Source organism: Paenibacillus sp. Soil766 (genome assembly GCF_001428105.1).
GTDB lineage: Bacteria > Bacillota > Bacilli > Paenibacillales > NBRC-103111 > Paenibacillus_E.
Genome location: NZ_LMSJ01000001.1, coordinates 81,003 through 107,057, shown reverse-complemented (window position 1 = coordinate 107,057; position 26,055 = coordinate 81,003). Strand labels below are relative to the sequence as shown.

The window sequence follows — 26,055 nt, the reverse complement described above, 5'->3', positions numbered from 1 at the left end:
CTTAAGCGGGAAAAGGCTTACCGTGTGGGTCATACTGAGAATAAATTTTTAGACGCAGGAGGATCTGGAATGAGCGTACAAATGGAGCATTTGGACAGAGGTTTGGCGGCAGTATGCACGTCCGAGGGCATCTTTATCAGTTGGCGGCTGTTGGGGCAGGAGGTGACCGGCGCTTCGGACCACGGCCTGACCGGCGCGGATTTCCGTTTGTACCGAGACGGCTTGCTTGTTGCGGAGATCGGCGACAGCACCAACTATCTAGATAAAGCTGGCACTCGGGAATCTGTATATTCGGTAGCCGCAGTGATGAATGGGGAAGAACAGGAGCGGTGCGCGGAAATCCGTTCGTGGGAAGCTCCTTATCTGGAAATTCCATTGCAGAAGCCAGCAGACGGGGTTACGCCAGCAGGTCAATCCTATACCTACACTGCCAATGACATGAGTGTGGGCGACGTGGACGGTGATGGGGAGTACGAATTTATCGTCAAATGGGATCCGTCTAACTCCAAGGATGTCTCCCATGTTGGTTATACGGGAAATGTATTTATAGACTGCTATAAGCAAAACGGCACCCTCTTATACCGGATTGATCTAGGGGTCAATATTCGGGCTGGAGCCCATTACACCCAGTTCTTGGTCTATGACTTTGACGGAGATGGTAAGGCGGAGCTGATGTTCAAGACGGCGCCGGGCACTCGAATGATTCGATATCAGGACGGCGCTCCCATCTCTGAAGCCTTCATCACGCTGCTGACGGAGGATACGGAGGCGGGATATAGTCATGAGGATGATTACCGTATGAGCAGCGTCGATTATGCGGATCATGTGGCGGATATGTTTCAGGGCTGGCACTTGCACGAGGAGGTGGTAGCCGGTCACTGGCCGGCTACGCTGGAAGCGTGCTTCGGCATTGCTCCCATGTATGCTTATCCACTCTCCCGGGAGGATGCGGTGCGCCTGGCGGATTATTTCCTGGATGTATTTGCGCCAGGAAGAAGTGACCGCAATAAGCTGCGCCAATTCGAAGGATTTATTCTCAAAGGTCCGGAGTACCTCAGCGTCTTCCGTGGCGAAACGGGGGAAGAGCTTACGACCGTCCGATATAACCCGGGACGTCATGATGACGGGCTCATGTGGGGGGACTATGCCTGGAATCGCATCGAACCGGGGAACCGGGTGGATCGCTTTCTGGCCGGCGTGGCCTATCTGGACGGCCGCAAGCCATATGCCTTGTTGGCTCGAGGGTATTACACCCGGGCGGCCATGGCTGCGTACAGCTGGGACGGGCAGGAGCTGAAAGAAATATGGTTCACAGACAGTGGCTGGGTCACTATGAACAATCCCTTCCGAGATACACTTCACCTACAGGACGGTCGGAACCCTGGCTATGGCGGACTTGCTAAACAGGGTGCCCATTCCCTATCCGTTGCTGACGTGGACGGGGACGGCTGCCAGGAGATTATCTTCGGGGCGGCTACCATCGACCAGGATGGCAGCATTTTGTACAGCTCTGGGGGGATTCTGCCTGAGGGGAGCGCGGCTCCCGGGGAGTATGCCAAGTTGGGCCACGGGGATGCCTTGCATGTAGCGGCCGTCGATCCCGACCGGGACGGCCTCCAGATCTACATGGTTCATGAGGCTGGCGTTCATGGCCCGTATGGATATACCCTGCGAGATGCCGCAACCGGAGAGGTGCTGTACGGCGCCTTTGCCACGGAGGATGTGGGCCGGGGTATGATAGGCAAGGTGGAGCTGGACGTGCCGGGGCTGCAAACCTGGTGCAGCGAAAGCCACCTTGCTCATGAACCGTCTCGAGGGCTGCGCTCGGCTAAAGGAAAGAAGCTGGATGAACGGGCTCCCGGCACCAACATGAGCATCAAGTGGGCGGCAGACATGACCACACAGTTCATCAGCGGCACCTTTGACGAACCAGTGGTTATCGAAGATTGGAAGCGTGGGGAGCTGCTGACGGCCGAAGGAACTCGCTCTAACAACGGCACCAAGGGTAATCCTTGTCTGGTGGCGGATCTGTTCGGAGATTGGCGGGAAGAACTAGTCGTGCGAACGGCGGACAGCACGGCCCTCCGCATCTATATGAGCACGGAGGTGACGGACCGGAAGCTGTACACCCTAATGCACGATCCCCAGTACCGAACTGGGGTGGCCTGGCAGAACGTGGTGTATAACCAGCCGTGCTACACCAGCTTCTATCTGGGTACGGATATGAACTGGTCCAAGGTTCCAGTTCCGGATTTGTCATTCAGAAGCGAGAAATCAGTAGAATCTGACTGAGGAAAATAAATGAAACAGAATTTGACCAAGTCCCAAGTATATAACTTTAAACGAACACAAATTGAAATGAAGGAGATAGACACTATGCGAAAGTTTGAATGCAACGAAGTTGAAGTAAAGGAACTCATCGACCGAGTTGTCCGTAGAACAATGAATATTGATTTTACCTGGAACTGGTCTTGCGGTGTGGCCTTTTACGGGATATCCAAAGCATGGGAAGCAACTGGCAATCAGGATTATATCGATTTTCTAGTTAAATGGGTGGATGAGTATCTTGAACTGGGGCTCCCTCCGATGATGGTAAATGCCTGCGCTATGGGGCATACCATGATCACCTTGCACGAGGCTACTGGTGATAATAAATATCTGGATCTGGCTTTGATGAAGGCCGAGTATCTCCGCAAGGAGGCAATCCGCTTTGGAGAAGGGGTATTCCAGCACACAGTCTCTTCCAAGAATGATTTCCCCGAGCAAGCATGGGCTGATACATTGTTCATGGCAGCTTATTTCTTGCTGAGGCTTGGCTACAAAATGGATAATAAGGAATATATCGAGGATGCACTAAACCAATTCTATTGGCACGAAGAATACCTCCAAGATACGAAGAACAATCTTTTCTACCATGCATGGGATAATGTAAGAAAGGACCATCTTTCTGGTATTTATTGGGGACGAGCCAATGCTTGGGCTGCTTACACTATGGCACAGTCCTACAAGATGTTGAATCCGTTTATGCCTATGTGGATGCAAATCGGTGGCGCTCTTGGCGACCAATTGAGCACTTTGGTGCGTCTGCAAACCCAAGATGGTCTATGGCGAACTGTCTTGGACGATGAATCTTCTTATGAGGAAACAAGCGCCGCGGCGGGGGTTGCCGCAGCACTTGTCAGTTATGCACACCCACTTCACCAAAATGCCATTGCCAAGGCCTACAATGGAATTATCGCCAACATCGATGAGGATGGTGCGGTGCGTAATGTTTCTGCGGGTACAGCAGTCATGCATTCAGCAGAAGACTACAAGGTCATTTCTAGGAAGCGTGTTCAAGGATGGGGTCAAGGCCTCACGCTCGCATTTCTCGTGGCGTTGCTTCAAAATAAGAAGATTGTAAGCAATATCTAAGTAACACATGGCTGCTAAATTGACGCCATGCGGGCCTTTGAAGTATACATCTCCACCATTTTATTCAAATAATCTCGAAAGTCTTCAACATAGCTTCCATGGACAGAATAGATCGGGATGTTTGATAAACTCAGTGTTTCCATATCACGAAGAATCGTTCTTTTGGAAACGTTAAATAATTGTGCGAATTCTTTAGTTGAAACGATATCTTTTTTCAGCAATATCATGACGATAGATAGTAATCTCTCAACCTTTTCCATAGGGTCCCTCTTTTTTTGTACTTTTATTTTAAAAAGGTGACATATAGGTGTCACCGCTTATACATTATACTTCATCTATCACAAGAAGGAGGTATAACGATATGGCAGCTATTGTATATTTAAATTTTGATGGAATCGCAGAACAAGCGATTGAGTTTTATTCGGAGGCTGTACATGCAAACGAGGTAAAAAAGGTGAAATTCAGCGATTTTCCGCAAGATCCCAACTATCCATTGCCAGAAAATGAATTACATATGATTATGGAGTCTTCAATAGAATCCACTGGCGGGAAAATTATGATGTCGGATATTTTACCTTCGATGAAGAGTGTAACGGGCGAGTTGGTTAAAGGAAACAATATACTGATTAGTGTCGTTATGGATGATAAACAGACACTGGAAACATACTTTTCTAATTTGTCTGAAGGTGGTTATGTTATCATGCCGCTATCACAAATGCCTTGGTCATCCTGCTTTGGAATGTTGGTTGATCAATTTGGTGTTGTTTGGAAATTTAATAGTGATGCAGATAAGTTCCTTGATAAAGTTATTTCATCAAAATAGGTACAAATTAAAAGATGGTCTTGTAACTAAAGACCATCTTTTAATATTTCATTACTCTTTATATTTCCCCGGAGTAACTCCTTCGTACTTTTTAAAACTGCGTATCAACGCATTGCTGTTTAAATACCCTACTTTGACAGCCGCGTCGGAGATATTGAGTTTTTCGTCCCTTAATAATTCTTTCGCTTTTTCCAACCTTACCTTATTGATATAATCCGGCAAAGTTTCTCCGGTTTGTTCTTTGAAGAGCTTGGACATATAGCTTGGAGAAATTCCTAGATTTTCTGAAATCATTGCTACATTTAGGGTAACTTCTCCAAAGTGGCTATTAACAAACTCGATGATATTCCTGCTCAATTCGTAATAACGATTGCCGGTTTTTGACTGTATGCGTTTACATGCCGATGATAGTGTATGGGTGATTTCTTCCTGCAGCTCTGCTACGGTTTCGCATTCAAACAATTTTTCCACCGGCTCATCAGCAGATATTTCTTTTACTGTTTTTACGACTGTACTTGCAAGGTCAAACATAAAATACCTTGTCATTTCAGCAGTGGGAGTGCCGTCAATAAAGTTGGAGTGAATAATGTCATCAAGTAATTGCTTTCCTTTTTCAAACTCTCCGGATTTGATGCAATTCACTAATTTTTGCTCTTTTTCAAGAGGGTAGAAATAATCTCTGACATTATATTTCAGACTTTGGAAGGGGATGATCTTACCGTTACCGGCAATCAATTTGTATTCCAGTGCTTCAACGGCTTCCTGATAGGCTTCTTGCATGCCATGGATACCCGTATGGGCATCGCTGATGGAAACTGTAAGGGTCATACTATAATATTTTCCAAAAAAGCTTTGCAGTTCTTCTGTAATGTTTACCAATTCCTGCACATGATCTTCCGCTTCAGGATCTTGCAAGTTCACTAGGAATACAATTTTCTCATCAATTTCTGTGGCAAAATTCTTATACCTTGCTCCCAAGAGCTCCTCAAAAACATTGGTGATCACAAAGGTGGGGAGCTTTGACTTCGCTTCAAAATCATCTCCAATCCCTAGGGAAATAAGCTTGCCCTTATCTTCTATGGATAGGAGCACTACTATAAAATCACCGGATATAAATTGCATGTCAAGCGCGTAAAATGCATTGTGATGTACAGATATATTGCCAAACTTCCCTTTTAAAAGCTTTTGCAGGAAATCGGCTCTCACAACACTGCTTTGCTGTTTAAGTTTCAGGTTTATGTTTTCCTTTTCTTGAAGAGCATCCTGGATTGCCTCATAAATAAACTGATATTCATTACTGGATCTGTCATAAGAGTTCTTTATTTTCCCATTTTGGACGATACGGATGAGATTACGAACCGGATTATAATTACGCCATGTAAGTAAAACCGATACGGCTCCTCCAAAAATTAAACATAGGATAATGCTTGCAATCATTAATTTTTCTGTAAACTCACTTTTTTCCATCACAATCTCACGCTGAACAATGGAAACATACGTTAGGTTGGATACATCGGATTTCGTATAGGAAATGATTAGCGAATCCTTTCCTTGCCCTTTTACCAGCATATTATCGCTACGCTTAAGCTCTTCCAACTGTAAGATATCCGATAAATGAAAAGAAGCAGTCGATGCAAGAATGTTATTATCATTGTCTAAAATAAAGATACTTCCATACTGTGCCGATTGTAAATTTTGGATCATTTCAGTAAATCGTTCTTTTTTTAACTGGATGACGATGGTGGCAAGAGACTTCTCAGTATTTGATATTGGGATTGAACGCATGTAAGCGAGCGCTCCGGGATTCTCATTTGAGCTTGTCTGATTGTCTATAGAGATATACCTACCGCTGTATGCATGTTGAAGCGTATCTATCCATTGTTCATACTTTAGCCCATTCTTGACAAGAAAAGAGTACATATAATTACTCCTTGAAGCCGCTGACGAAGAAATCACAGCATCCAAGTTTTTAAAGTACACATAAAAATCATCTATGTAGCCATTTGTTATATTCATCCTTTTGAAATCTTTTACGATCTGAGAAACCTCATACTGTTTGTTATTCCAGTTCGTTTCCTGCGAAGTGGCCAGCATTTGAATATCCGGGTTAAAAGCAATTTCAAAACTTAAGCGCTCCGCATCCTTTAAGATATTGTCCATATTCAGTTGGACTTGTTTCAGCATAGCAAGATTTGCCCTGTTTGTTTCTTGCTCAATAGTCCTTACAGTAACGAAATAAACGATTCCAGTGAAAATGATAGGAATTAACAGAATCAATATATAAGATAAAATTTGGGTGAAAATGATACTATTTCTCGTGTTCAAAACTCTCTTTACGTTCATGAGATCCTCCTCATCCGTAAGCAGGGATTACCAGTTTTGGAGAGCCTACGTTCCTAAATATTATACTACTATACACGACAAATGAAATTCCACAATTTTCCGGAAGCGATTATTGCACCGTTTTTATGATTTTGATGATGAATTGCTCATATTTGATATTGGTTTTTGGAATTTTGAATATGCATTCTATTGGTTTGAGATTGATCTATTACGGACAGAAATACTACACTGGCTCTAGCAATTGTTGATGTTTGTGACAATGGCACATCCATGCCACGTTTCCTGAAAGAATCAGAAAATAGGGGGAGGAGGATTTACTGTCGTTTTAATTAGGAATTAAACTAAATCATGAAATGGAGTAGTGACACATGGGTAAAAGTAAGAAAACGTTATTTGTGTCCCTTTTATTGATTTTATCCTTGCTGTTCAGTTTGAGGCCTGCAGCTTCATTCGCTGCCACCCCGTCTATGGTACCTGTGTATCTCTTATCTGACAAGTTTGAAAACGCTTTAACACCAAATTGGACTGTTGAGGGCGGAACCTGGGGAACTGTTATGTATGCAGGAAACGGGGCTTACAGGCAAAGCAGTCTGTCAGGCGCTGCACAAAGCGTAACAGGAGAACCCTCTTGGACCAACTATTCATTTAGTGCCGATGTTCATGTAGAAGCATTGGACAGTTATACAACCAATTCGGTACATCTCATGGCAAGGTTTAGTGATCATGATAACTACTATGAGCTCACATATACTTCTTCTGATCAAACACTCGCTCTGAGGAAGAAAGAAGCCGGTACATGGATTGTGCTGCAGTCCATATCCCATCCACTGATGAAGGATACAGAGTATAATCTGAAAATCCAAGTTAACGACAGTACGATAATAGGATATGTAAACGGTGAGCGAAAGCTTTCCGTGACTGATGAATCCTTTACAACGGGCAAAGTCGGATTTGCTACATTCAATCAATCTGCAAAGTTCGATAACGCTGTTGTAGCTCCCCCTTCAATTCTGGTATACGAGGCTGAAGACGCTGAATTGGTTAATGCGAAGGTCGATAACAACAAGAACAATGGAGATTGGCAAGGCAGCGGATTTGTAGATTTCCATGCCAAACCCGGTGGTTCTCTAACATGGACAGTGAATGTACCTGTCGCAGGAACCTACTTATTACAAATCAGATACTCCAACGACAAAGGTACGAAGAGTGAGAGACCTCTTATGGTGGAAGTTAATGGTAACCCGGACCCAAATCCTCTTCCATTCCCTGTAACTGCTAATTGGAAAACGTGGAAAAGGGTTGATAGAACGGTTGCTCTGCAGGCAGGCAATAACACCATAAAACTGACGACCACCGTCAATGAAGGCCCTAATCTTGACAATTTGAGACTTTATCAAGGTACAGATGCTGTGCGGGCAACGGCTGTAACCATTGATTATTCCAAAGACTGGGGAGAAGCGACTCAATTGGCAAGCGGTTTCTTGCATGGGATTAGGAAGATTGACCCAGCCCAGAAGTTAATTGATCCGTTAACCGTGAGGACGGTCAGAGGTGCTCCCTACCATGATCTGCTGCCGAGCCTATTTGACTCTGCTACCTATAACCGAGTGAAGGCTACAGGAGCCAAAATCATGATCAATGCGTATCATGGGTTTCAATTCGATGACGGTAAAACAAAGTGGCCCGGAAGACCCGTAACTGACAGGCCTTTCACGACCTATGAAGAATGGGAAGACTATGTACGGAGTCTTCTGAATGAAGCTAAAGAAAAAAATGTTGACATACATTCATGGATCACATGGAATGAGCCTAATATTCAATGGAAAGACCGTATGGAGTACTACAATGAGACACACAGAAGGGCTTATAACGTCATCAAGAATTGGGATCCGCATAACAAAGTTCAGGCTCCGGAATACCTTGGATATAATTTCGAGGGGCTGAAGGACTTCTTGTTATATTGCAAAGAGAATAATGCCCTGCCGGATATATTGAGCTGGCACGAATTGTCCGGTGCTCCGTTAGACATTGAAGGACATACGCTGGAGTTAAAGAATTGGATGCTTGAAAATGGGATCACTCCGATGCCGATGGCAATTACTGAATATCAAGGGCCATGGGAGCTCAGTGACATCAACCAGGGTTATGATCCTGGATTGTCAGTCAACTACATCGCCAGGCTGGAAAGATCAGAGCAGAATGGTTTGCTTTATGCTCTAAAGGGAAATACGCAATGGCAAGGTGATAATCCTGATTTCAGAGCAGGTTTGGACGAATTGGCGGATTCCGCCACACTGTCCGAGCCGACAAGCCGTTGGTATTTGTATTACTGGTATGGCCTTGCGACGGGCAGAAAGGTAGAAACCATCCAGAACAAAGATCAGGTGGAGGCTTTCGCGACCAGCGACAGTGAAGAGAAACGATCCATTATCCTTATGGGAAATCCCGATAATACGATTCGTTACGATACACCGTTACACCTGAAGGATATCCCGGCTTACCTGCAGAATGCTGGAAAGGTTCATATCAGAGTTGAATCTGTAGAGAATACAAGGACAAAAAATGGTAAAGAACAGAAGGGAACAAACATTGAACTGGAAGGCAATTATGCAGTTACCGATAATGCCCTAACTTTGGCTTTACCAACGATGGGAACCGATACGGCATATATCGTGAAAGTAACGCCCGGTGCTGCCTATGAATATCAGGCGGAATCCCTTTCCCAAACGAATTCGGGAGCCAATTACAGTACAGTTTCAGAAACTCCGGCATCAGGAGGAGCAGCAGCGGTATATGAAGCCAATGCTGTAGGCGACTGGGTAAAGTACACAATCCATGTACCGTCGGCTGGAACATATAACTTAAAGGTATTGCTCAAAAAGGACGATGACAAAGGTATATCTCAGCTTTATGTGAATGGAGCGGCAATGGGGAATACAGTCGATGAATACGGACCATTCCTCTACACGGATGAAGATTATGGAGACGTGACTTTCTCTCAAGGGGGCGACCAAACGCTGGAATTCAGGATCACGGGTAAAAATGATTCGAGTTCAAGCTATAACCTTGCATTTGATAAGTTTACATTAGTCACTGTAGTCGATACGAAGCCGCCGATCATTACAGGCGCAGCAACGACGCAGCCGAACGTAAACGGATGGTATAAAGACAACGTCTCTGTTCATTTCACGGCAACCGACAGCGGCTCCGGCCTTGCCTCGGTGACGCCCGACATTGTCTTGACAAAGGAAGGCGCGAGCCTGACCGTGACAGGAACGGCCGTTGACAAGGCGGGCAATACAGCGACAGCTTCGGTATACGGCATTCGGATCGATAAAACGAATCCCGTCGTCGCTATTCACGCCGCTGCTTCGTATAAGACCTCGGATTCGTTGACGGTTACATATGCCGTGTATGACGATTTATCGGGCGTCAGCAATGTGACCGCAACCTTGAATGGGCAGCCGATAGCGAACGGGCAGGTTGTGGGTCTGGGGAGTATGGCGGGCAGGAATACGTTAGCCGTGACGGCTGAGGACCTGGCCGGTAATTTAACCACCCAATCGGTTAACTTTAACGTGTCGATTGCGGCTTCTGTGGATTTGAACCCTGGTACGCTGAATAAAAAAAGCGGCGGCGGTGCCAATTCGATGACCGCTTATATCGAACTACCCTCGGGTTATGATCCCTCGCTGATTCAGGCGGCGTCCATTAAATTATACGTGAACGGGGTATTCGTGAATGCGCAGACGGTGCCTGCGGAGCTTGGAGGCTATAACGGTAATAAGGTCAAGGATCTTATGGTCAAATTCAACAGGCAAAAAGTAATCGCAGCGCTGGGCAGTCTTTCCGGCGATATCAAAGTAACCGTTATCGGCAGCTTGAATGATGGTAAGAAATTTGAGGCAACGTCGACTATTAAAATAACCGAGTAATGGAATAGGCAGAAAGCCGAGAGGCTATATGATTCCAGGGAGGGTTGCACATGATCAGGAAAAGATTCAGGCATCTGCTGCTTATTCTCGCAGTGCTGCTGATGCTGCCGCAATGGTCAGGAGCAGCTGCGGCTGCAGAGCCGACGCCAGATACGAGAGATTCGATATCGGCATCGACAGCGGGGGGATCAGAAGTGTCCAATTTCTACAATACGATCCTTCAGAACGGAGCTGATCCTTATGCTTACAAGCACACGGACGGCTATTACTACTATACCCATACAACCGGCGGGAATGTCACACTTTGGAGATCGAAGACGCTAACCGGTATTGATGCAGGCGATAAGGTAGTTGTCTGGAGAGCGGTTCCGGGTACCATGTACAGTTCCAATGTGTGGGCACCGGAAATTCACTATCTCCAAGATGCCGATGGCCAGTACAAATGGTATATCTACTTCTCACCTGACAATGGGGAAGGAAAAAATCACCGCATGTACGTGTTGGAGAACGCCAATGCTGATCCGATGAGCGGAGAATGGACCTTCATAGGGAAGATTACCGATTCCACCGACCGCTGGGCGATCGACGGCACGGTGCTGACGGTACATAATCAACACTATTTCATTTGGTCTGGCTGGGCAAGTGATCAGTCGGGGCAAGGCCAGAACTTATATATTGCCAAAATGAGTGATCCCAAAACCATCAGCTCGGAACGGCTGCTGCTTTCAACGCCTGAGTATGCTTGGGAGAATACCCCAGGCAAGATCAATGAGGGTCCCGAAATTACGATAAAGGGCGATACCATCAACTTGGTCTACTCTGCAAACGGCAGCTGGACAGACTACTATTGCCTCGGACTGATCACGGCCAAGATTGGCACTGACTTGATGGATCTCAACTCGTGGACGAAACGAGATCGGCCAATCTTCTCCAGCGCCAACGGTGTTATCGGACCGGGTCACCACAGCCTCACGACTTCTCCCGACGGCACTGAGGACTGGATTGTTTACCACGGAGCCCGCTGGGAAGGCGCAGGCTGGAACCGCAGTATCCGCACGCAGAAGTTCACTTGGAACGAGGACGGTACGCCGAACCTGGGAGAGCCCGTCGAGCCGAATAAACCGATTGCCATCCCATCAGGTGAGCCGGTGCGAAAGCGCTATGAGGCGGAAGCCGCCCTGTTGGTGAAAGACCCCAGCGGCAGCAGCGGTCCAGCTGTTCGACCGGAAATCACCGCTTCCGGCGGAATGAAGATCGCCAACATCTCGAATGCGAATGATTATGCCCAGTTTACAGTCGACGTACCGGAGACGGGGTTTTATATGCTGTCTGTGCGCAATGCCAACGGCTCAGTGAGCGGAACAGCGGCAACCCAGATATTGTCGGTCAACGGAAGCTCTGGCTCCAAATTGAGCATCATCCATTCTGGCTGGAATCGTTGGGGAATCTCCACAGCGAAAGTCTTCCTCAAGCAAGGCGATAATACGGTCCGCTTCTCGGCAGACACCAACCTTGCCGAAATTGACAGTATAGATGTATTCGAGCTTGATGCTGCGCCGACAATTTTATTCGAATCTCCTGGGTATACGCTGGGATTGGATGAAAGTCGCAGTTTGCCTGTGTATACGGTAACAGGCACTACCTACTCCCCCGTGGAGAGTGGAGTATCCTTCTCTTCTTCCAATACAGCGGTCGTTGCTATTAATGGGGATAGGATCAAGGGGGTCGGAGCGGGAAGCGCCACGATCACCGCAACCTATGACGGGAAAACGGCCACGATCGCGGTTACTGTTACCGCTGAACCTAGGTCTATGCAGTCCATTGCCATCAGCGGATTGAACAACGTCCTTACCAGCGGGCAGACAGGGCAACTGCGGGTAGCAGCAAGCTACAACACGAATGAAGCTCAGGATGTTACTGCTGGCGTCGGCACCACGTACTCCAGCAGTAACCCCGACGTAGCTAAAGTTTCGGTCACTGGTCATGTATATGACACAGAACCGGGGGATACGGTGATTCAAGCTACATATGGCGGCAAGGAAGCGCGGTTTAACTTGACAGTAACCCCTGATCCGCATCTGATTTCACAGATTCTTACTCCAATCAAGACTCCCTCCGGAGTGACACCTAGACTGCCCACTACTGTGGAGGTTATCTACAAGGGAGTGAAGAGTACTGCTGCAGTTAATTGGAAATTGGATGGAATGAACTTCAACTCACTAGGCTCTGTGCTGGTGCCTGCCATACTGACACTGAATGGGGAGACGATTCCTACAGCCGTTTCCGTGGAGGTTGTCCTGGGATTAGGGCTTGATGAAATCGTGAATCAAGTTAAGAGCAGGATAGACAGTTCCTCATATCCTCTGGACAAAGGTTTAGGAAGTTATAGTCAAGCAGCGTATAACGCCTTTATGGCTCAGTTGAACCATGCGGAGGAACTATCAGCAGACGCCAACCTGACAGAAGAGCAGCTTAATCAGGCCAAGAGCACTCTTGCTCAAGCGGAAACAGATCTGTTAGGTTCGTTCAACGGTACACAGAATGGCGTGTTCTATAACGCTTACCGGGATTTCTCCGATGATGAGACGGGCAAGTACCCGTTCGGGATTACGATCGAAGCCCTGACCAAGGGCTCTACTGCCACTGTGCAGGAGGAGGACGGGAATAAATTCCTCCGGTTGGTCACACCTGCTACGACGGAACCTAAAGCAAACCTATTCTTGCCGTTCGCAGGCGAGGTGAAGGCAGAAGCGGATCAGCGTATTATTATCGAATATCGCGCCAGATTAAATGCTGGCACTGGTTACTTCAATGGCGCCATGGTGAGAAACGACAGCGGTGCGAGCAACTATTCCGTGGTCACAGCGTTTGATAAGGGGAACATTTTAGTGCAGAAGGGGCCAACCAATAAGGTCCCAGTCCAACCTGCTTCACTCCATACATGGTATAAAATCAAGATGGTGGTCAATTGGATGGCCAAAACCTATACCGTTTATATGGATGATGTTGAGGTGGCAACGGACTTTAACTTCCGCCATACAGGCGGCACCAAGCTGATTGGCCAGGTGCTCGGCATTGATAAATTCGCCAATGCCTCCATCGACTTCGATGATTTCAAAGTTATGGTTGCGGGAGGAGCAAAGGTTGTCTCTGGGGTAAGCCTGAATCAAACTAGCGCCCAACTGTATACCAACTCTGGGAGTTCAACAATCCAGCTATCTGCACAAGTTGAGCCCGCTGACGCAGATAACAAGGCTGTGACCTGGAGCTCGTCTAATCCTGCTGTAGCTACTGTGGATGAGGACGGTCTGGTGACAGTCCATACCACAGGCACAGCTGTGATTAAGGTGGCAACTGAAGATGGCGACTACTCTGATACATGCACAGTGACCGTAAGTGTGTATGTATCAGACGATAGCGACGAAGATAACCAAAGTGGAGGCAACAATTCCTCCGATCCAATCGCTTCACCGGGCGTTACACCAGTGACCAAGCCTGATGGAAGTTCCAGTACAAATGAAACGGACGCACAGGACGTTAAGATTGAGATGATTACGACACCTGCCGGCGAAATTACGGCCAAGATCAGTTTGCCCGAAGGGATGACGCAAGCGAAGGTTACGATTCCCGTCAAGGATGCCTCCGCTTCCACAGTAGCTGTTGTGGTTCATGCAGACGGAACTCAGGAAGTGATCAGAACTGCTGTACGGACTAAAGCTGGATTGCGCTTCACAGCCAAGGACAATATGACGGTGAAGGTGATCGACAACAAGATTGTGTTCAAGGATGTGCCTGGCGGCCATTGGGCGGCCGAGTCGATTGCCTTTACCGCCAGCCGTGAACTATTCCATGGCATAAGTGAAGGAATCTTCGCGCCAGATGAAACGCTGAGCTTCGCTATGTTCTACACCGTGCTGGCCCGCTTCGACGGCGTGGAGATCGGTGGTGGACCAGACGGGTACAGCAAGGCACAAGACTGGGCGATCACTTCCGGGATCAGCGATGGCAGCAACCCTGGAGCCGCTATTTCCCGGGAACAGCTGATTACGATCCTGCACCGGTACGCCGGACAGCCTGCTGCGGACAACAATAGCAAGAGCTTTGCGGACAGTGATGAAATCTCCATCTGGGCAAGCGAAGCCATGGATTGGGCCGTGAAGGCGGGGGTCCTTAACGGCAAACTAGGGAATCTTCTGGAGCCTGCTAGTAGGGCTTCCCGGGCCGAAGTATCCGCCATACTCGCGCGCTTTATAGCTTGGTACAGCAACTGAGGGGTTGATCGGATAGATAGAGAAAATCTCCTACCATAGAATATTTGCGAGTTCCGTCATCGATTTTGCACCGCTTTTTGTTTTTTGATGATGATTTTCCCATATTTAATATTGACTTTGGGGAATTAGAATACGCATTCTGTTGGATAGAGATTGATTTACGGTTGATAGAAATACTACACTTACCCTAGCAAATGTATTTGTTGATGAAGTGTGAATGCTTGCAGTCAGGTTACAATTGCATGTAGCCAAAACATGAAAGGTAAGGGGAGAAATATATGTTGAAAAGTAAAAAGGTTTTTAACAAGATGACGACCGGTTCCCTCTTGATAGCGCTTTTGACATCTGCGGTAATGTCAGGATGTGTAGGAGAGGAAAAAGGAGCTGAACCAACGACTTCGGCTTCGACGGATACTGCAATAAAATTGCCTTTTGAGAAACCTGTGAAATTCCGCGTCTGGGAGCCCTTACCGAGTACTGCTCTTGCTGTTATGAAGAATTATGCCGAGTCAGAGCTGAATAAAGAGCTGCAGAAGAGACTAAATGTTACGCTTGAGTATATTCATCCTACTGAAGGCTCGGCGAAGGAGCAGTTTAATCTTATGCTTGCGTCCGGCGATATACCCGATTTTATTGTGGGCACCTTTGGAGACTATCCGGGAGGCAGGGTGAAAGCCTTCGAAGATGGCATACTGCTTGACATCAAGAAAGAAATCCCCAAGTATGCACCGGATCTTGCCAAAATCTATGAAGCCTATCCGGATTTATTAATGGATGTAGAAACAGAGGATGGAAATCAGTTTTATACCCCTTTCCTCAAAGGTGACGAGAGTATATACACGTACTTTGGAGGCTATTTGCGTAAGGACTGGTTGAACGATCTGGGACTGAAAGTGCCAGAAACGATTGACGAATTATATACGGTATTGAAAGCGTTCAAAGAAAAGAAGGGGGCAACGACACCTTTTACCGGAAGTGTTGGAAATATTAAAGGGATCTACTTTACCGGAGCTTGGGGGATTAACCAGGATCACTTCATTGAGAATGGTAAGGTGCTATACGGTGCTATTGACCCGAGGTTTAAAGAATATGCCAAGACCATGGTGAAATGGTATAAGGAAGGCATCTTAGATCCCGAATTGGCTACGAATAATTCCAAAACCATCGATGCCAAAATTACTGGAAATCAAGCTGGAGGAACCGTAGGAAACACCGGTTCAGGTCTTGGTAAATACTTGCCGCTTATGAAGAACAAAGACCCCAAATTTGACCTGGTCGCCATGCCGTACCTCGTCCTTAACAAGGGCGACTTCAATCCCTTTATGCCGAAGGATGGACCTACCACCGGCGGCGGCGCTTGGAATGTGACCAGCTCAGCTAAGAAGAATTTGAAAGAAGCGCTCGCATTCTTGAATTATGGTTATACGAAGGAAGGCTCCATGCTCTATAACTTCGGTATTGAAGGTGTGAGCTATAAGATGGAGAACGGATATCCCAAATATACGGAGCTGGTGACGAATAATCCGAACGGACAACCGATCGCAACCATGGGACAATTTTACGCTCGCGCCTTTAAAGACGGCCCTTTTGTACAGGATCAAAGGTATTTTGAGCAGTACATGGCGTTACCCCAGCAACAAGAGTCACTAAAAACCTGGACAAAATATGCAGAGCAGGTTACTAAAGCCAATAAGAACTATAGAGGAACATTGACTCCAGATGAAGTTTCTCAAACAACTACCAAACAAAATGAAATTAACACGTATAAGGATGAAATGTTCCTGAAGTGGCTTATGGGGAAAGAAGATGTGGATGCTACTTGGGATAAATATGTGGAGCAAATCAAAAAGCTAGGTATTGAGGATATCAACAAAGTTAGACAGAGCGCCTATGATCGGTTTATTAAAAAATTCCCGCAGGCATTGAATCCGAAATCGTTTAATATCAGCGACATCTTTGATAAATAGCATGTGTGAAATGGGGGGAGCAATTCCCCCATTTTACAATACAGGGAGGTTCCAATAGTGCCAGAAGTAAAGATGCAGCCGCAACCTTTGATATACCAAAAGCCAAGCCTTATTCAGGCTATAAAAAAAGATTATAAAAAAAATAAATGGTTGATATTGATGGCCCTGCCTGTAGTAGCCTGGTACATCTTGTTTCACTACGTTCCTATGTATGGGGTCATCATCGCATTTAAACAATTTAGCCCCGTTAAAGGCATCTGGGACAGTAGCTGGGTAGGACTCAAACATTTTCATGATTTCTTTAATAGTATCTCAGCATGGAGAGTCATCCGGAATACCTTACTAATCAATTTCTATCAGCTTATCTTTGCTTTTCCGGCACCCATTATTCTGGCGTTATTGCTTAATGAGGTCAAAGGTAAATATTTTAAAAAGACGATCCAAACCGTTACCTATTTACCGCACTTTGTTTCAACGGTTGTTATCTGTGGCATGATTATCGATTTTTTCGCAAAAAGCGGCCTGATCAATGATATTATTGCTTATTTTGGAGGCTCTCGAACGATCTTCCTTGTTGAAGCAGGATGGTTTAGGACCATTTATGTAGGTACAGGCATCTGGCAGGGCGTAGGTTGGGGGTCGATTATCTATCTCGCTGCCCTAACCGCTATTGACACAGAGCTATATGAGGCGGTAACCATCGACGGAGCTGGAAGGTGGAAACAGTTCGTCCATATCACGCTGCCGGGCATTGCTCCCACAATCGTGATCCTATTAATTATGAGTATTGGCCGTATGATGAGTGAAGGCTATGAAAAAGTCATATTGCTTTATAATCCTAGCACTTATGAAACAGCGGATATTATATCATCTTATGTATACCGGCGTGGATTGGTGGAGGCAAATTACAGCTTCAGTGCAGCAGTGGGACTATTTAACTCTATCGTGAATTTGATTTTAATCGTAACAGCAAACTACGCTAGCCGAAAGGTTAATGAAACCAGTCTTTGGTAAGGAGTGGAAGGTATGGTTGTCAAAAGGACAGTTGGGGATTACATTTTCGATTCGGCGACTGTTATTATATTAGCCGCACTGGCTGTGATAACGGCCTATCCGTTTGTTTACGTTATTTTTGCATCTTTGAGCAGTGCAGATGAGCTTACAGCCCATAGCGGCTTACTCCTAAAGCCATTAAATTTGAGTCTAGAGGCTTATAAAGCTGTGTTAAGTAATCCAATCATTTATTCCGGGTATATGAATACGCTTTTTATTGTTGTGGTGGGAACGGCTTATAATATTATTATGACATCCATGGGAGCATTTGTTCTCTCGAGGAAAGATTTCTTCTGGAGAAAGCCGATTACCCTCATGATTGTGTTCACCATGTTCTTCGGCGGCGGGTTGATTCCTAATTTCTTGTTAGTCAAGAATCTCGGTTTAATGGATTCATTATGGGCTTTGATCATTCCTGGAGCAATCGGAACTTGGAATCTGATTATCATGAGAACGGCGTTCCAGGGAATTCCGGACAGTTTAGTAGAATCTGCCCATATCGATGGTGCACATGATTTCATCATACTATTTAAAATCATTTTGCCACTGGCTTTGCCAACCATTGCCGTTATGGTGCTGTATTATGGGGTAGGCCACTGGAACGAGTGGTTTGGGGCCATGATTTACTTAAGAAATAGAGACTTATGGCCGTTGCAGCTGGCGCTTAGGGAAATTCTTATCTCCAACAGTACAGATGAAATGATGTCCGGAACCGTTGCTCAGGACAGAGCAGCAATTGGGGAAACGATCAAATATGCAACTATTATGGTTGCTACACTCCCTATCTTGGCGGCATATCCATTCTTGCAGAAGTATTTTGTAAAGGGAGTCATGGTTGGAGCACTCAAAGGTTAAACTTGACAATTATACCAAGAAGCAAATATATGATGTGGTTGCCATAAAGTCAAATACCATCGGATTTTTATCCGATGGTATTTGACTTGTGCAGTGAAAAGTCGAAACGATTCCAGCGATGGAGCTATGAAGCTAGAAGAATTACTTCACGGGATCTATTTTTGTTAAGATCAGAACTGCCTTCCGCACCTGTTTAATGGCCGTTTATTAAAACAAGAACTATACAGAACCAATCGGCGGAACCTATGATGTGAGCATGGAAAGGAGAGAGCATCATGGGATTTCTGAGAGATATTGCACGAAATCGAAGTCTATATGTGATGGCATTGCCGGGGATACTTTTTCTCATTTTATTTGCCTACTTGCCGATGGCCGGTCACATTATTGCTTTCAAACAGTTCAGAATTACGGAGGGGATCTGGGGGAGCTCTTGGAACGGATTCGAGAACTTTAAGTTTCTCTTCGGAGGTACGGATTGGATCCGGATTACTCTAAACACGCTGGGTCTTAACGCGCTTTTCATTTTTTTTGGATTGGGGACGGCAGTAATCATCTCGATTCTATTGAATGAAATTCAATTTCGGATCTATAAGAAGCTAGCGCAGACGTTCATTTTCTTGCCCTATTTCGTATCTTGGCTAGTTGTCAGCCTGATGGTGTTCGGACTGCTGAACTCCACGAACGGCCTTGTCAATCTTCAGCTGGAGAAATCGGGTGTGAGCGGCGTCGATTGGTACAGCTCACCTTCGTATTGGCCGGTTATATTGACAATAGTGTCCATATGGAAGTTCGCTGGGTACAATTCGGTCATCTTTCTGGCGGCAATCTCCGGGATACCCGATGAGTTGTATGAGAGTTCGACAATCGACGGAGCAAGCCGGTTCAAGCAAATTCTGCATATTACACTTCCGATGATGCGCCCGACCATCATCATCCTGACATTGCTTGCCATCGGTCGGATCTTTTACGGCGATTTCGGGATGATTTACGGGATTGTCGGGGAGAATAGCCTGCTGTTTCCGACAACAGACGTTATCGATACTTATTCCTACAGGGCTTTGCGCGGGCTCGGCGACTTCGGGATGGCTTCCTCCGTATCGCTCTATCAATCCGTGATGGGCTTGATCACGATCCTCTTTTTTAATTGGATCATCAAATTATACGACCCTGATTCCAAACTGTTTTAGGAGGTGATCTGACTTGAGAAGAAAGGTTTATGGACTGAACGATCGCATCCTGAGTATGTCGTCATATCTGATTACTACCATTTTCATGTTATTCTGTTTGATTCCTTTTTGGATGGTTCTTATCGGATCATTTACCGATGAGAATGCGCTTCGCGTCAATGGTTTCCAAATTATTCCAGAAAAACTAAGTTTATTCGCGTACAACTTTCTGCTCAATGGAGGACAGGTATACCGCAGCTATGGCGTTTCTATTTCGGTTACGATCCTGGGAACGCTGATTGCGGTACTCATAACGGCTATGTACGCATACGTCCTTGCGCATCGCAAGGTTCGATTTCGCAACACTATGGCTTTTCTTACATATTTTACTATGCTGTTCGGATCAGGTTTAGTAGGATTCTACCTGATGATCGTGAACTGGTATCACCTGAAGGACACGATCTGGGCACTCATCTTGCCTTATGTGCTAAATCCATTTAATACTTTCGTTATGGTCGCGTTCTTTCGGACAACGCCTTACGAGTTGAATGAGGCGGCTACCGTAGACGGAGCTGGGGAATACCGAACCTTTTTCCAGATAATTCTCCCCATCTCCAAACCGGTGCTGGCAACCGTTACGCTTTTGTATGCGCTGCAATACTGGAATGATTGGTGGCTGGCTTTGTTATTTATCGACGATGAAAACCTGCACCCTTTACAAATTATGATTCGCCAATTGATCTCCAATATTAACGCCGCATCTTACATCCAAGGTTCAGGCACAAGCTATACGCAGGCTATTCCGTCTTATGGTGTACAACTAGCAACTGTATGTCTGACAATCGGTCCCATCGTTTTATTGTATCCATTCCTTCAGCGTTATTTTGTAAAGGGATTGACAGTTGGTTCGGTAAAAGGGTAAAACGGCGTTAACCGAACAATCGGTTGAGCATATATGCGTTATCAAAAAAGGGAGGAAAAACAATGAGTTACTTCAAGGCTATAGAAAAGAGCAGGCTGCTCATGTTCGTTGTCCTGATTCTCGTTTTATCGAGTATCCTATCCGCCTGCAGCGGGAACAACAACGAAGAAAATTCAACAACGAAAGGCGGAAATACCGGAGAAACGGCGGCTAAAGGGAACGGCAGCGGGTCGAAAGCACTAGATCCTGTTACGCTTAAGATTTATATTCCTGGCGACCGTCCGAAGAAGATGAATGCTGTCATTGCGGAAGCTGAGAAACGGATGGCTTCTACGATCAACGCAAAGTTGGATATTACTTTCATTCCTTGGTCCGATTTAGACAGCAAGACCTCGGTGGCACTCGCTTCCGGCGAGAGCATTGACCTCATTTTCGACGCACCATGGCTCCACTTGAACAAAATGGTTTCTTCGAACGCTTATGAGCCGTTGGACGAATTGTTGAAACAGTATGGGACGAATATCGTTAGCACTCGCCCCCAAGACATGTGGGATGCCAACAAGTTTGAAGGCAAGGTGTACGGAATTCCGCTAGGCATCTCGCATTACCAAATCCGCGGTATCTATATTCGCAAAGATTTACGCGAGAAGTACGGGTTAGGAAAGATCAAAACCTTCGAGGATTTCAATACTTATTTGTATAAAGTGAAAGAGAACGAGAAGGGCATGAATCCTCTTACTACGATGGTAGATACGGACAGGATTACGAATGCTTATAAGTTCAACTACGATCCCGCCTATGACTATAAACAAGAAATCGCACAGATGTTCCCGTTCCTTTACAAGAAAAATAACAACGGCAAAATCTACAACATGCTCGAAGAGAAAGACGCCGGAATTTGGGCAGGCATCCAGAATATGCGCAAGTGGTATGAGGATGGCATCATCAACAAAGATAATTTGGCTGTAAAAAACGAGCAGGATCTGTTCATGAACGGTAAAACTGCAGCGATCACCATTGCGGACGTAGGCGTTAAGCAAAATATTCAAGACGCGGTGAAGAAGCTCGGCGGCGAAGTAGAGTGGCTGACGCTGCTAGACCCGTCTCATAAATATGTTTCCGATTTCAAACAATGGAACTTTATCAGTATTCCAAAGACAAGCAAGAATAAAGAACGGTCCATCATGTTCCTTGATTGGGCGAATCAGAAGGAAAATTATGATCTGCTTAGTTATGGCATCGAGGGACAAGATTGGGAAGCGGTAGGCAAGGACGGCTTTAAGCCGCTTAGTGCGGATTACCCGCTATTCGGCTACGACTGGATATGGAATCCGACATTGGAACGCTATAATTCTACATTATCAGAAGAAGATTTGAAGTGGTGGAGATGGACGAAAGATTCAAAAAATTTCATCAAATCTGTGGATGCAGGTTTTACATTCAATCCTGATCCGGTCGCCCAGGAAGTGGCGACGCTGAAAGCCAATTCATTCGTCTATCCGATTCTGCTCGGCGGGCTTGATTCCAACAAAGGGATGGAGGAATTCAAATCCAAACTGGGCAACACGCTTAAAAAAGTTCAAGACGAGTACCAAAAACAACTAGACGCGTATATTTCCGGTCATTAAGCGAACTGTAGGCTGCTATCGCGCCCGAAGCTGTAACCGCTTCGGCGCGATGCGGCTATCCGTATAAACGATGAAGGAGAACAAGATGAGAATAGGCAGACTAGAAGAAAATCCAATTATTACGACTAACCATGTGAAGCCCAGTAGACCCGATTTCAAAGTCGTCGGCGTGTTCAATGCCGGTGTGGCTGCCATCAATGACGAGATCGTCTTGCTGCTCCGAGTTGCGGAGATGCCCGTCCATGTGCCGGGCAACTCTATAGCCGTACCCGTATTGAACGAGCAGGATAGGACGCTCGAGATCAAATATCTGAACAAGAACGATCCTAGATACAACTATGAAGATTCGCGTGTCGTGAAAGAACAAGGACGGTACGCGTATTTAACCTCGATGTCGCACCTGCGGGTTGCGCGAAGCAAAGACGGCGTCCGGTTCGTTATCGACGAGTATCCGTCGCTGTTTCCGATTGATGCCGAGGAGGCTTGGGGTATCGAGGATCCGAGGATCACTCAGCTGGGCAATCGTTATTACATCACTTATAGTGCCGTATCTCCCAAAGGCGTAGCGGTAAGATTGGCGGTAACGGAAGATTTTCGTAACTTTGAGAGACTCGGACTAATTCTGCCGCCGGAAAATAAAGACGTTGCGATCTTTCCTGGTAAAATTGAAGGCAAGTACTTTATGCTGCATCGTCCTGTCCCGAAATCAATCGGTTCGCCGGAGATGTGGATTGCGGAATCGCCGGATCTAATGCACTGGGGAAATCATCGGTTCCTGATCGGCTTAAGGGAGCAAAGCTGGGATAACGGGAGAATCGGCGGAGGCGCGGTACCCTTTCTAACGAAGGATGGGTGGCTTGAGCTGTATCATGGAGCCGATGTGAACGATCGATACTGTATGGGAGCAGTTCTGCTGGATAGGGAGGATCCAGGGAAGGTGCTTGCCAGATCCCGTGTTCCGGTCTTAATGCCGGAAACGGATTACGAGATGAATGGATTCTTCGGCGGTGTCGTGTTTTCCTGCGGCGCATTGCTAATGGATCAAACCGTACGCATGTATTACGGTGCGGCGGATGAGGTGATGGCTTGCGCGGATCTTTCTCTCGCGGATATTTATCGTACGTTCTGAATTTCATCATTGTAAAAACCAGAACTATCGAAAACCGAGCCTACTGGGTACAATAGAGTTATTCCAACAGGTAAGAGGGACTCTAATGCGCAGAATAAAAAGATTGAAATGGACTCTTCATAAAACATATCTCCGAGTGTTTGCCACATTCGCGATCCTCTTTACGATTATCGTAACTGTCTTTTCATTGTACCTTGTCCAAATCTTTTCTATGTCTGCGCGTGAAGAAATCGACCAGGCTGCCCAAACCCAGCTCGGCCAAATCGTTGAAAACACAAAGTTTACCCTCTATAAGCTGCGCCTCTATGGAATGCGGATGTATGAGGACGAGACTGTACAAGGATGGTTCACGGATTACGATGATCCCCAACTACTTGTCAGGTTGAATGATAGTATTAAGAAATATATCTCTTCAGAACCCTTTATCTATAAAATCGATTTAATCAGTGCCTCCGGAAAACGCGTGTGGACCTCGCGCGAAGCCATGTTCGATTATAGTGAATTCTATGATCAAGCACTACTGCAAGAAATAGTTGAAGGTTCCGAACCGTATCTTCGATTCAGCAGACATGATTATCAATTGGAATCCTACATTAAACTGGCTGTCCGCGCGATCGGATTAAAGAAGCCTGAAGGTTATTTGATTATGCTGCTTGATCAGAAGTTGTTTGAACGCTATGTCATGCAGTCAAACGATCAAAGCCTGGTGCAAATCATCATAACCGATCCTTCCGGCAATCCGATCATCGGTGAAGTGCCGGAGAATTTGGCGCAAGCGATTCCAGATAAATCGCAAGACGAAACGGGAACGTTCGGATGGGAGAACGGCGAGCAAAAGTGGACCGTTCGGTACAGCAAAATTGATCCGGAGGGCTGGACGGTCTACCAATTCACGCCCTGGGAGATGTGGAAGAGCAAAGTATCCCATTTGAGGAATATGATTTTGCTTTCTGCGGGCGGAATGTTTTTACTGACTTTGTTTTTTGTGTTCTGGATCTCAAGAAGAACTTACTTGCCATTCAGCGACCTGGTCGGCTTGCTTCATAAGAATGAGGGCCGACATGACGATGCGATTCGCGATAAAGCCGAATATGAATTGATCCGAAGCGGCATTCGCAAGCTGGTCGTTCAAGTCGAACAAATGGATCAGTCGATTAAGTCCAGTCAACACATTATTCGGGAAGATCTGCTTAGGCAATGGGTGCAGAACGGAAACTTGCCGGAATTGACGCTCGTTTCTCTCCGGCAGTTGACCCCGATCGCCGGCGCCCGAAGATTGAGACTTGCGGTCGTAAGGATTGAATCGTACCCTTCCTTCGAAGAGGAATATACGTATTATTCCCGCAGGCTGCTTAAATACGCAATGGGCAATATCGTTGAAGAGACGATGCGGAATCGCCGAATTACCGCAGCATCGATAGACTTTAAAGACGACCATCTCGTCGTTCTCATGGCGGATCCAACGGATGATGGCGAGTCTCGCGCCGCTTTGGCGGAAGCGAAAGAGAATGTGAGCCTCTATCTCAACATCAATTGCGTATGCGCGTTCTCAACAACCTTCACGGATTCCTTTGATCTGAACGCTATATACCGTGATGTGCTCGAGATTTCTTATATCAAGTTTTTAACTGGAGAAGAGAAGATTTATGGTCATTCGGACCGTCAGTCTCTGCTGGGAAAATCATCGGAGGATATTCCGAACGACTTAATCAAAACCTTGATCCAGACAGTCAATAAAGGCGATGAAGCTGAGACAGCGAAGGTGATGGATGATATTTTCCAATGGCTTCGGCAATTGCCTTTTGAGGAATGCAAATTCCATTTAGCCCGTCTTATGTATGAAATCGCGAAATCTTTCCTCCAAACGGATACTCTTCAGAATTGGCAAGGGATTAATCTGAAGCTTGAACAGTATGGCAGTTTAAATGAAGTGAACGAGTGGCTGAGGGAAGAAATCCAAGTCGTGCAAGAGAAGGTAAAGAAGCCTGGCCGTGAGAAGCGTAAAGAGGACGTAGCTGCATCTGTCGTCAATTTCGTCAACCAAAATTTGCACAATCCGGTCCTCTCGATCGAAGACATCGGTTTGCACATCGGGCTTTCGCCGAACTATGTACGGACCATATTCAGGGATACGTTGCAGGTGAGCTTGTCGGATTTCATACTTGTACAGCGCATTGAAAAGGCGAAACAGCTGCTCCATTCCACCGAATGGCCAGTATCTCAAATTGTTGATGCAGCCGGGTTTCAAGCGAAAAGTCATTTCTTTACGGCATTCAAGAAAGCGACAGGCATGACGCCCAAGCAATTCCGCGAAACAACGGAAGAGTTGAACTAAACCACTTGCGGAAGATTTAATAATAGCTGGTTCGACGTCGTTTACGCGAATACGGCAACCGCTGTAAACGCGTTAGGGTGAGTGACCCTAACGCTGAAAGATCTGCAAACGCTTTCAATATACTTGCGAACGTAACTTAGAAAGCGTTAATCAACTACTTTTGAGCTTAAAAAAGGAGAGCCTTAGAATGGATAACCAGATGCAAAGGTTTAAG

The 26,055-nt window shown here is 46.1% G+C and carries 14 protein-coding genes and 1 pseudogene; 13 read left to right on the top strand and 2 right to left on the bottom strand.

Annotation, left to right across the window (positions count from 1 at the left end; genetic code table 11):
• Positions 1-69 precede the first annotated feature (69 nt).
• A complete protein-coding gene (locus ASG89_RS00330; RefSeq protein ID WP_057308324.1) occupies positions 70-2,292 on the top strand; it encodes a rhamnogalacturonan lyase in 2,223 nt (740 codons plus the stop codon).
• An 84-nt stretch (positions 2,293-2,376) separates the two neighbouring features.
• Positions 2,377-3,414: a glycoside hydrolase family 105 protein gene (locus tag ASG89_RS00325; protein ID WP_057308323.1), complete on the top strand. Its 1,038-nt coding sequence runs from the start codon at positions 2,377-2,379 to the stop codon at positions 3,412-3,414.
• Between the two features lie 95 nt (positions 3,415-3,509).
• Here the strand turns inward: ASG89_RS00325 and ASG89_RS00320 are convergent.
• A pseudogene (locus tag ASG89_RS00320) lies at positions 3,510-3,674 on the bottom strand (helix-turn-helix transcriptional regulator); the annotation flags it as partial.
• 101 nt (positions 3,675-3,775) lie between these two features.
• On the opposite strand from ASG89_RS00320, the gene ASG89_RS00315 reads away from it, so the two are divergent.
• Positions 3,776-4,237, top strand: coding sequence for a VOC family protein (locus tag ASG89_RS00315; protein WP_057308321.1), 462 nt, complete (start codon positions 3,776-3,778; stop codon positions 4,235-4,237).
• 51 nt (positions 4,238-4,288) lie between these two features.
• Here the strand turns inward: ASG89_RS00315 and ASG89_RS00310 are convergent, their stop codons facing one another.
• Positions 4,289-6,580, bottom strand: a complete 2,292-nt coding sequence (locus tag ASG89_RS00310; protein WP_057308320.1) for a helix-turn-helix domain-containing protein — start codon at positions 6,578-6,580, stop codon at positions 4,289-4,291.
• A 368-nt stretch (positions 6,581-6,948) separates the two neighbouring features.
• Here ASG89_RS00310 and ASG89_RS00305 point away from each other — a divergent pair, with 368 nt between their 5' ends.
• From ASG89_RS00305 to ASG89_RS00260, 10 genes are all read left to right on the top strand, one after another.
• Positions 6,949-10,515 (top strand): CBM35 domain-containing protein, encoded by a 3,567-nt coding sequence (locus tag ASG89_RS00305; protein WP_057308319.1) that lies wholly within the window; start codon positions 6,949-6,951, stop codon positions 10,513-10,515.
• A gap of 50 nt (positions 10,516-10,565) precedes the next feature.
• A complete protein-coding gene (locus ASG89_RS00300; protein ID WP_057308318.1) occupies positions 10,566-14,786 on the top strand; it encodes a family 43 glycosylhydrolase in 4,221 nt (1,406 codons plus the stop codon).
• Between the two features lie 278 nt (positions 14,787-15,064).
• Complete coding sequence (locus tag ASG89_RS00295) at positions 15,065-16,753, top strand: extracellular solute-binding protein (RefSeq protein ID WP_057308317.1); 1,689 nt, start codon at positions 15,065-15,067, stop codon at positions 16,751-16,753.
• A gap of 72 nt (positions 16,754-16,825) precedes the next feature.
• Entirely contained in the window at positions 16,826-17,767 is a 942-nt protein-coding gene (locus tag ASG89_RS00290; protein WP_057308590.1) for an ABC transporter permease, read from the top strand.
• Between the two features lie 12 nt (positions 17,768-17,779).
• Positions 17,780-18,661 carry a carbohydrate ABC transporter permease gene (locus ASG89_RS00285; RefSeq protein WP_057308316.1) on the top strand — a complete coding sequence of 294 codons (882 nt, stop codon included), beginning with the start codon at positions 17,780-17,782 and terminating at the stop codon, positions 18,659-18,661.
• A 275-nt stretch (positions 18,662-18,936) separates the two neighbouring features.
• Complete coding sequence (locus tag ASG89_RS00280) at positions 18,937-19,848, top strand: ABC transporter permease (RefSeq protein WP_057308315.1); 912 nt, start codon at positions 18,937-18,939, stop codon at positions 19,846-19,848.
• A gap of 13 nt (positions 19,849-19,861) precedes the next feature.
• The gene (locus ASG89_RS00275) at positions 19,862-20,749 is read left to right on the top strand and encodes a carbohydrate ABC transporter permease (protein WP_235549528.1); all 888 of its coding nucleotides are present in this window, start codon (positions 19,862-19,864) and stop codon (positions 20,747-20,749) included.
• Positions 20,750-20,811: 62 nt separating this feature from the next.
• On the top strand, positions 20,812-22,377 hold the full coding sequence (locus tag ASG89_RS00270) for a DUF3502 domain-containing protein (protein ID WP_057308314.1): 1,566 nt from the start codon (positions 20,812-20,814) through the stop codon (positions 22,375-22,377).
• A gap of 85 nt (positions 22,378-22,462) precedes the next feature.
• On the top strand, positions 22,463-23,506 hold the full coding sequence (locus ASG89_RS00265) for a glycoside hydrolase family 130 protein (protein WP_057308313.1): 1,044 nt from the start codon (positions 22,463-22,465) through the stop codon (positions 23,504-23,506).
• A gap of 85 nt (positions 23,507-23,591) precedes the next feature.
• Entirely contained in the window at positions 23,592-25,841 is a 2,250-nt protein-coding gene (locus tag ASG89_RS00260; protein WP_057308312.1) for an AraC family transcriptional regulator, read from the top strand.
• Positions 25,842-26,055: the final 214 nt, after the last annotated feature.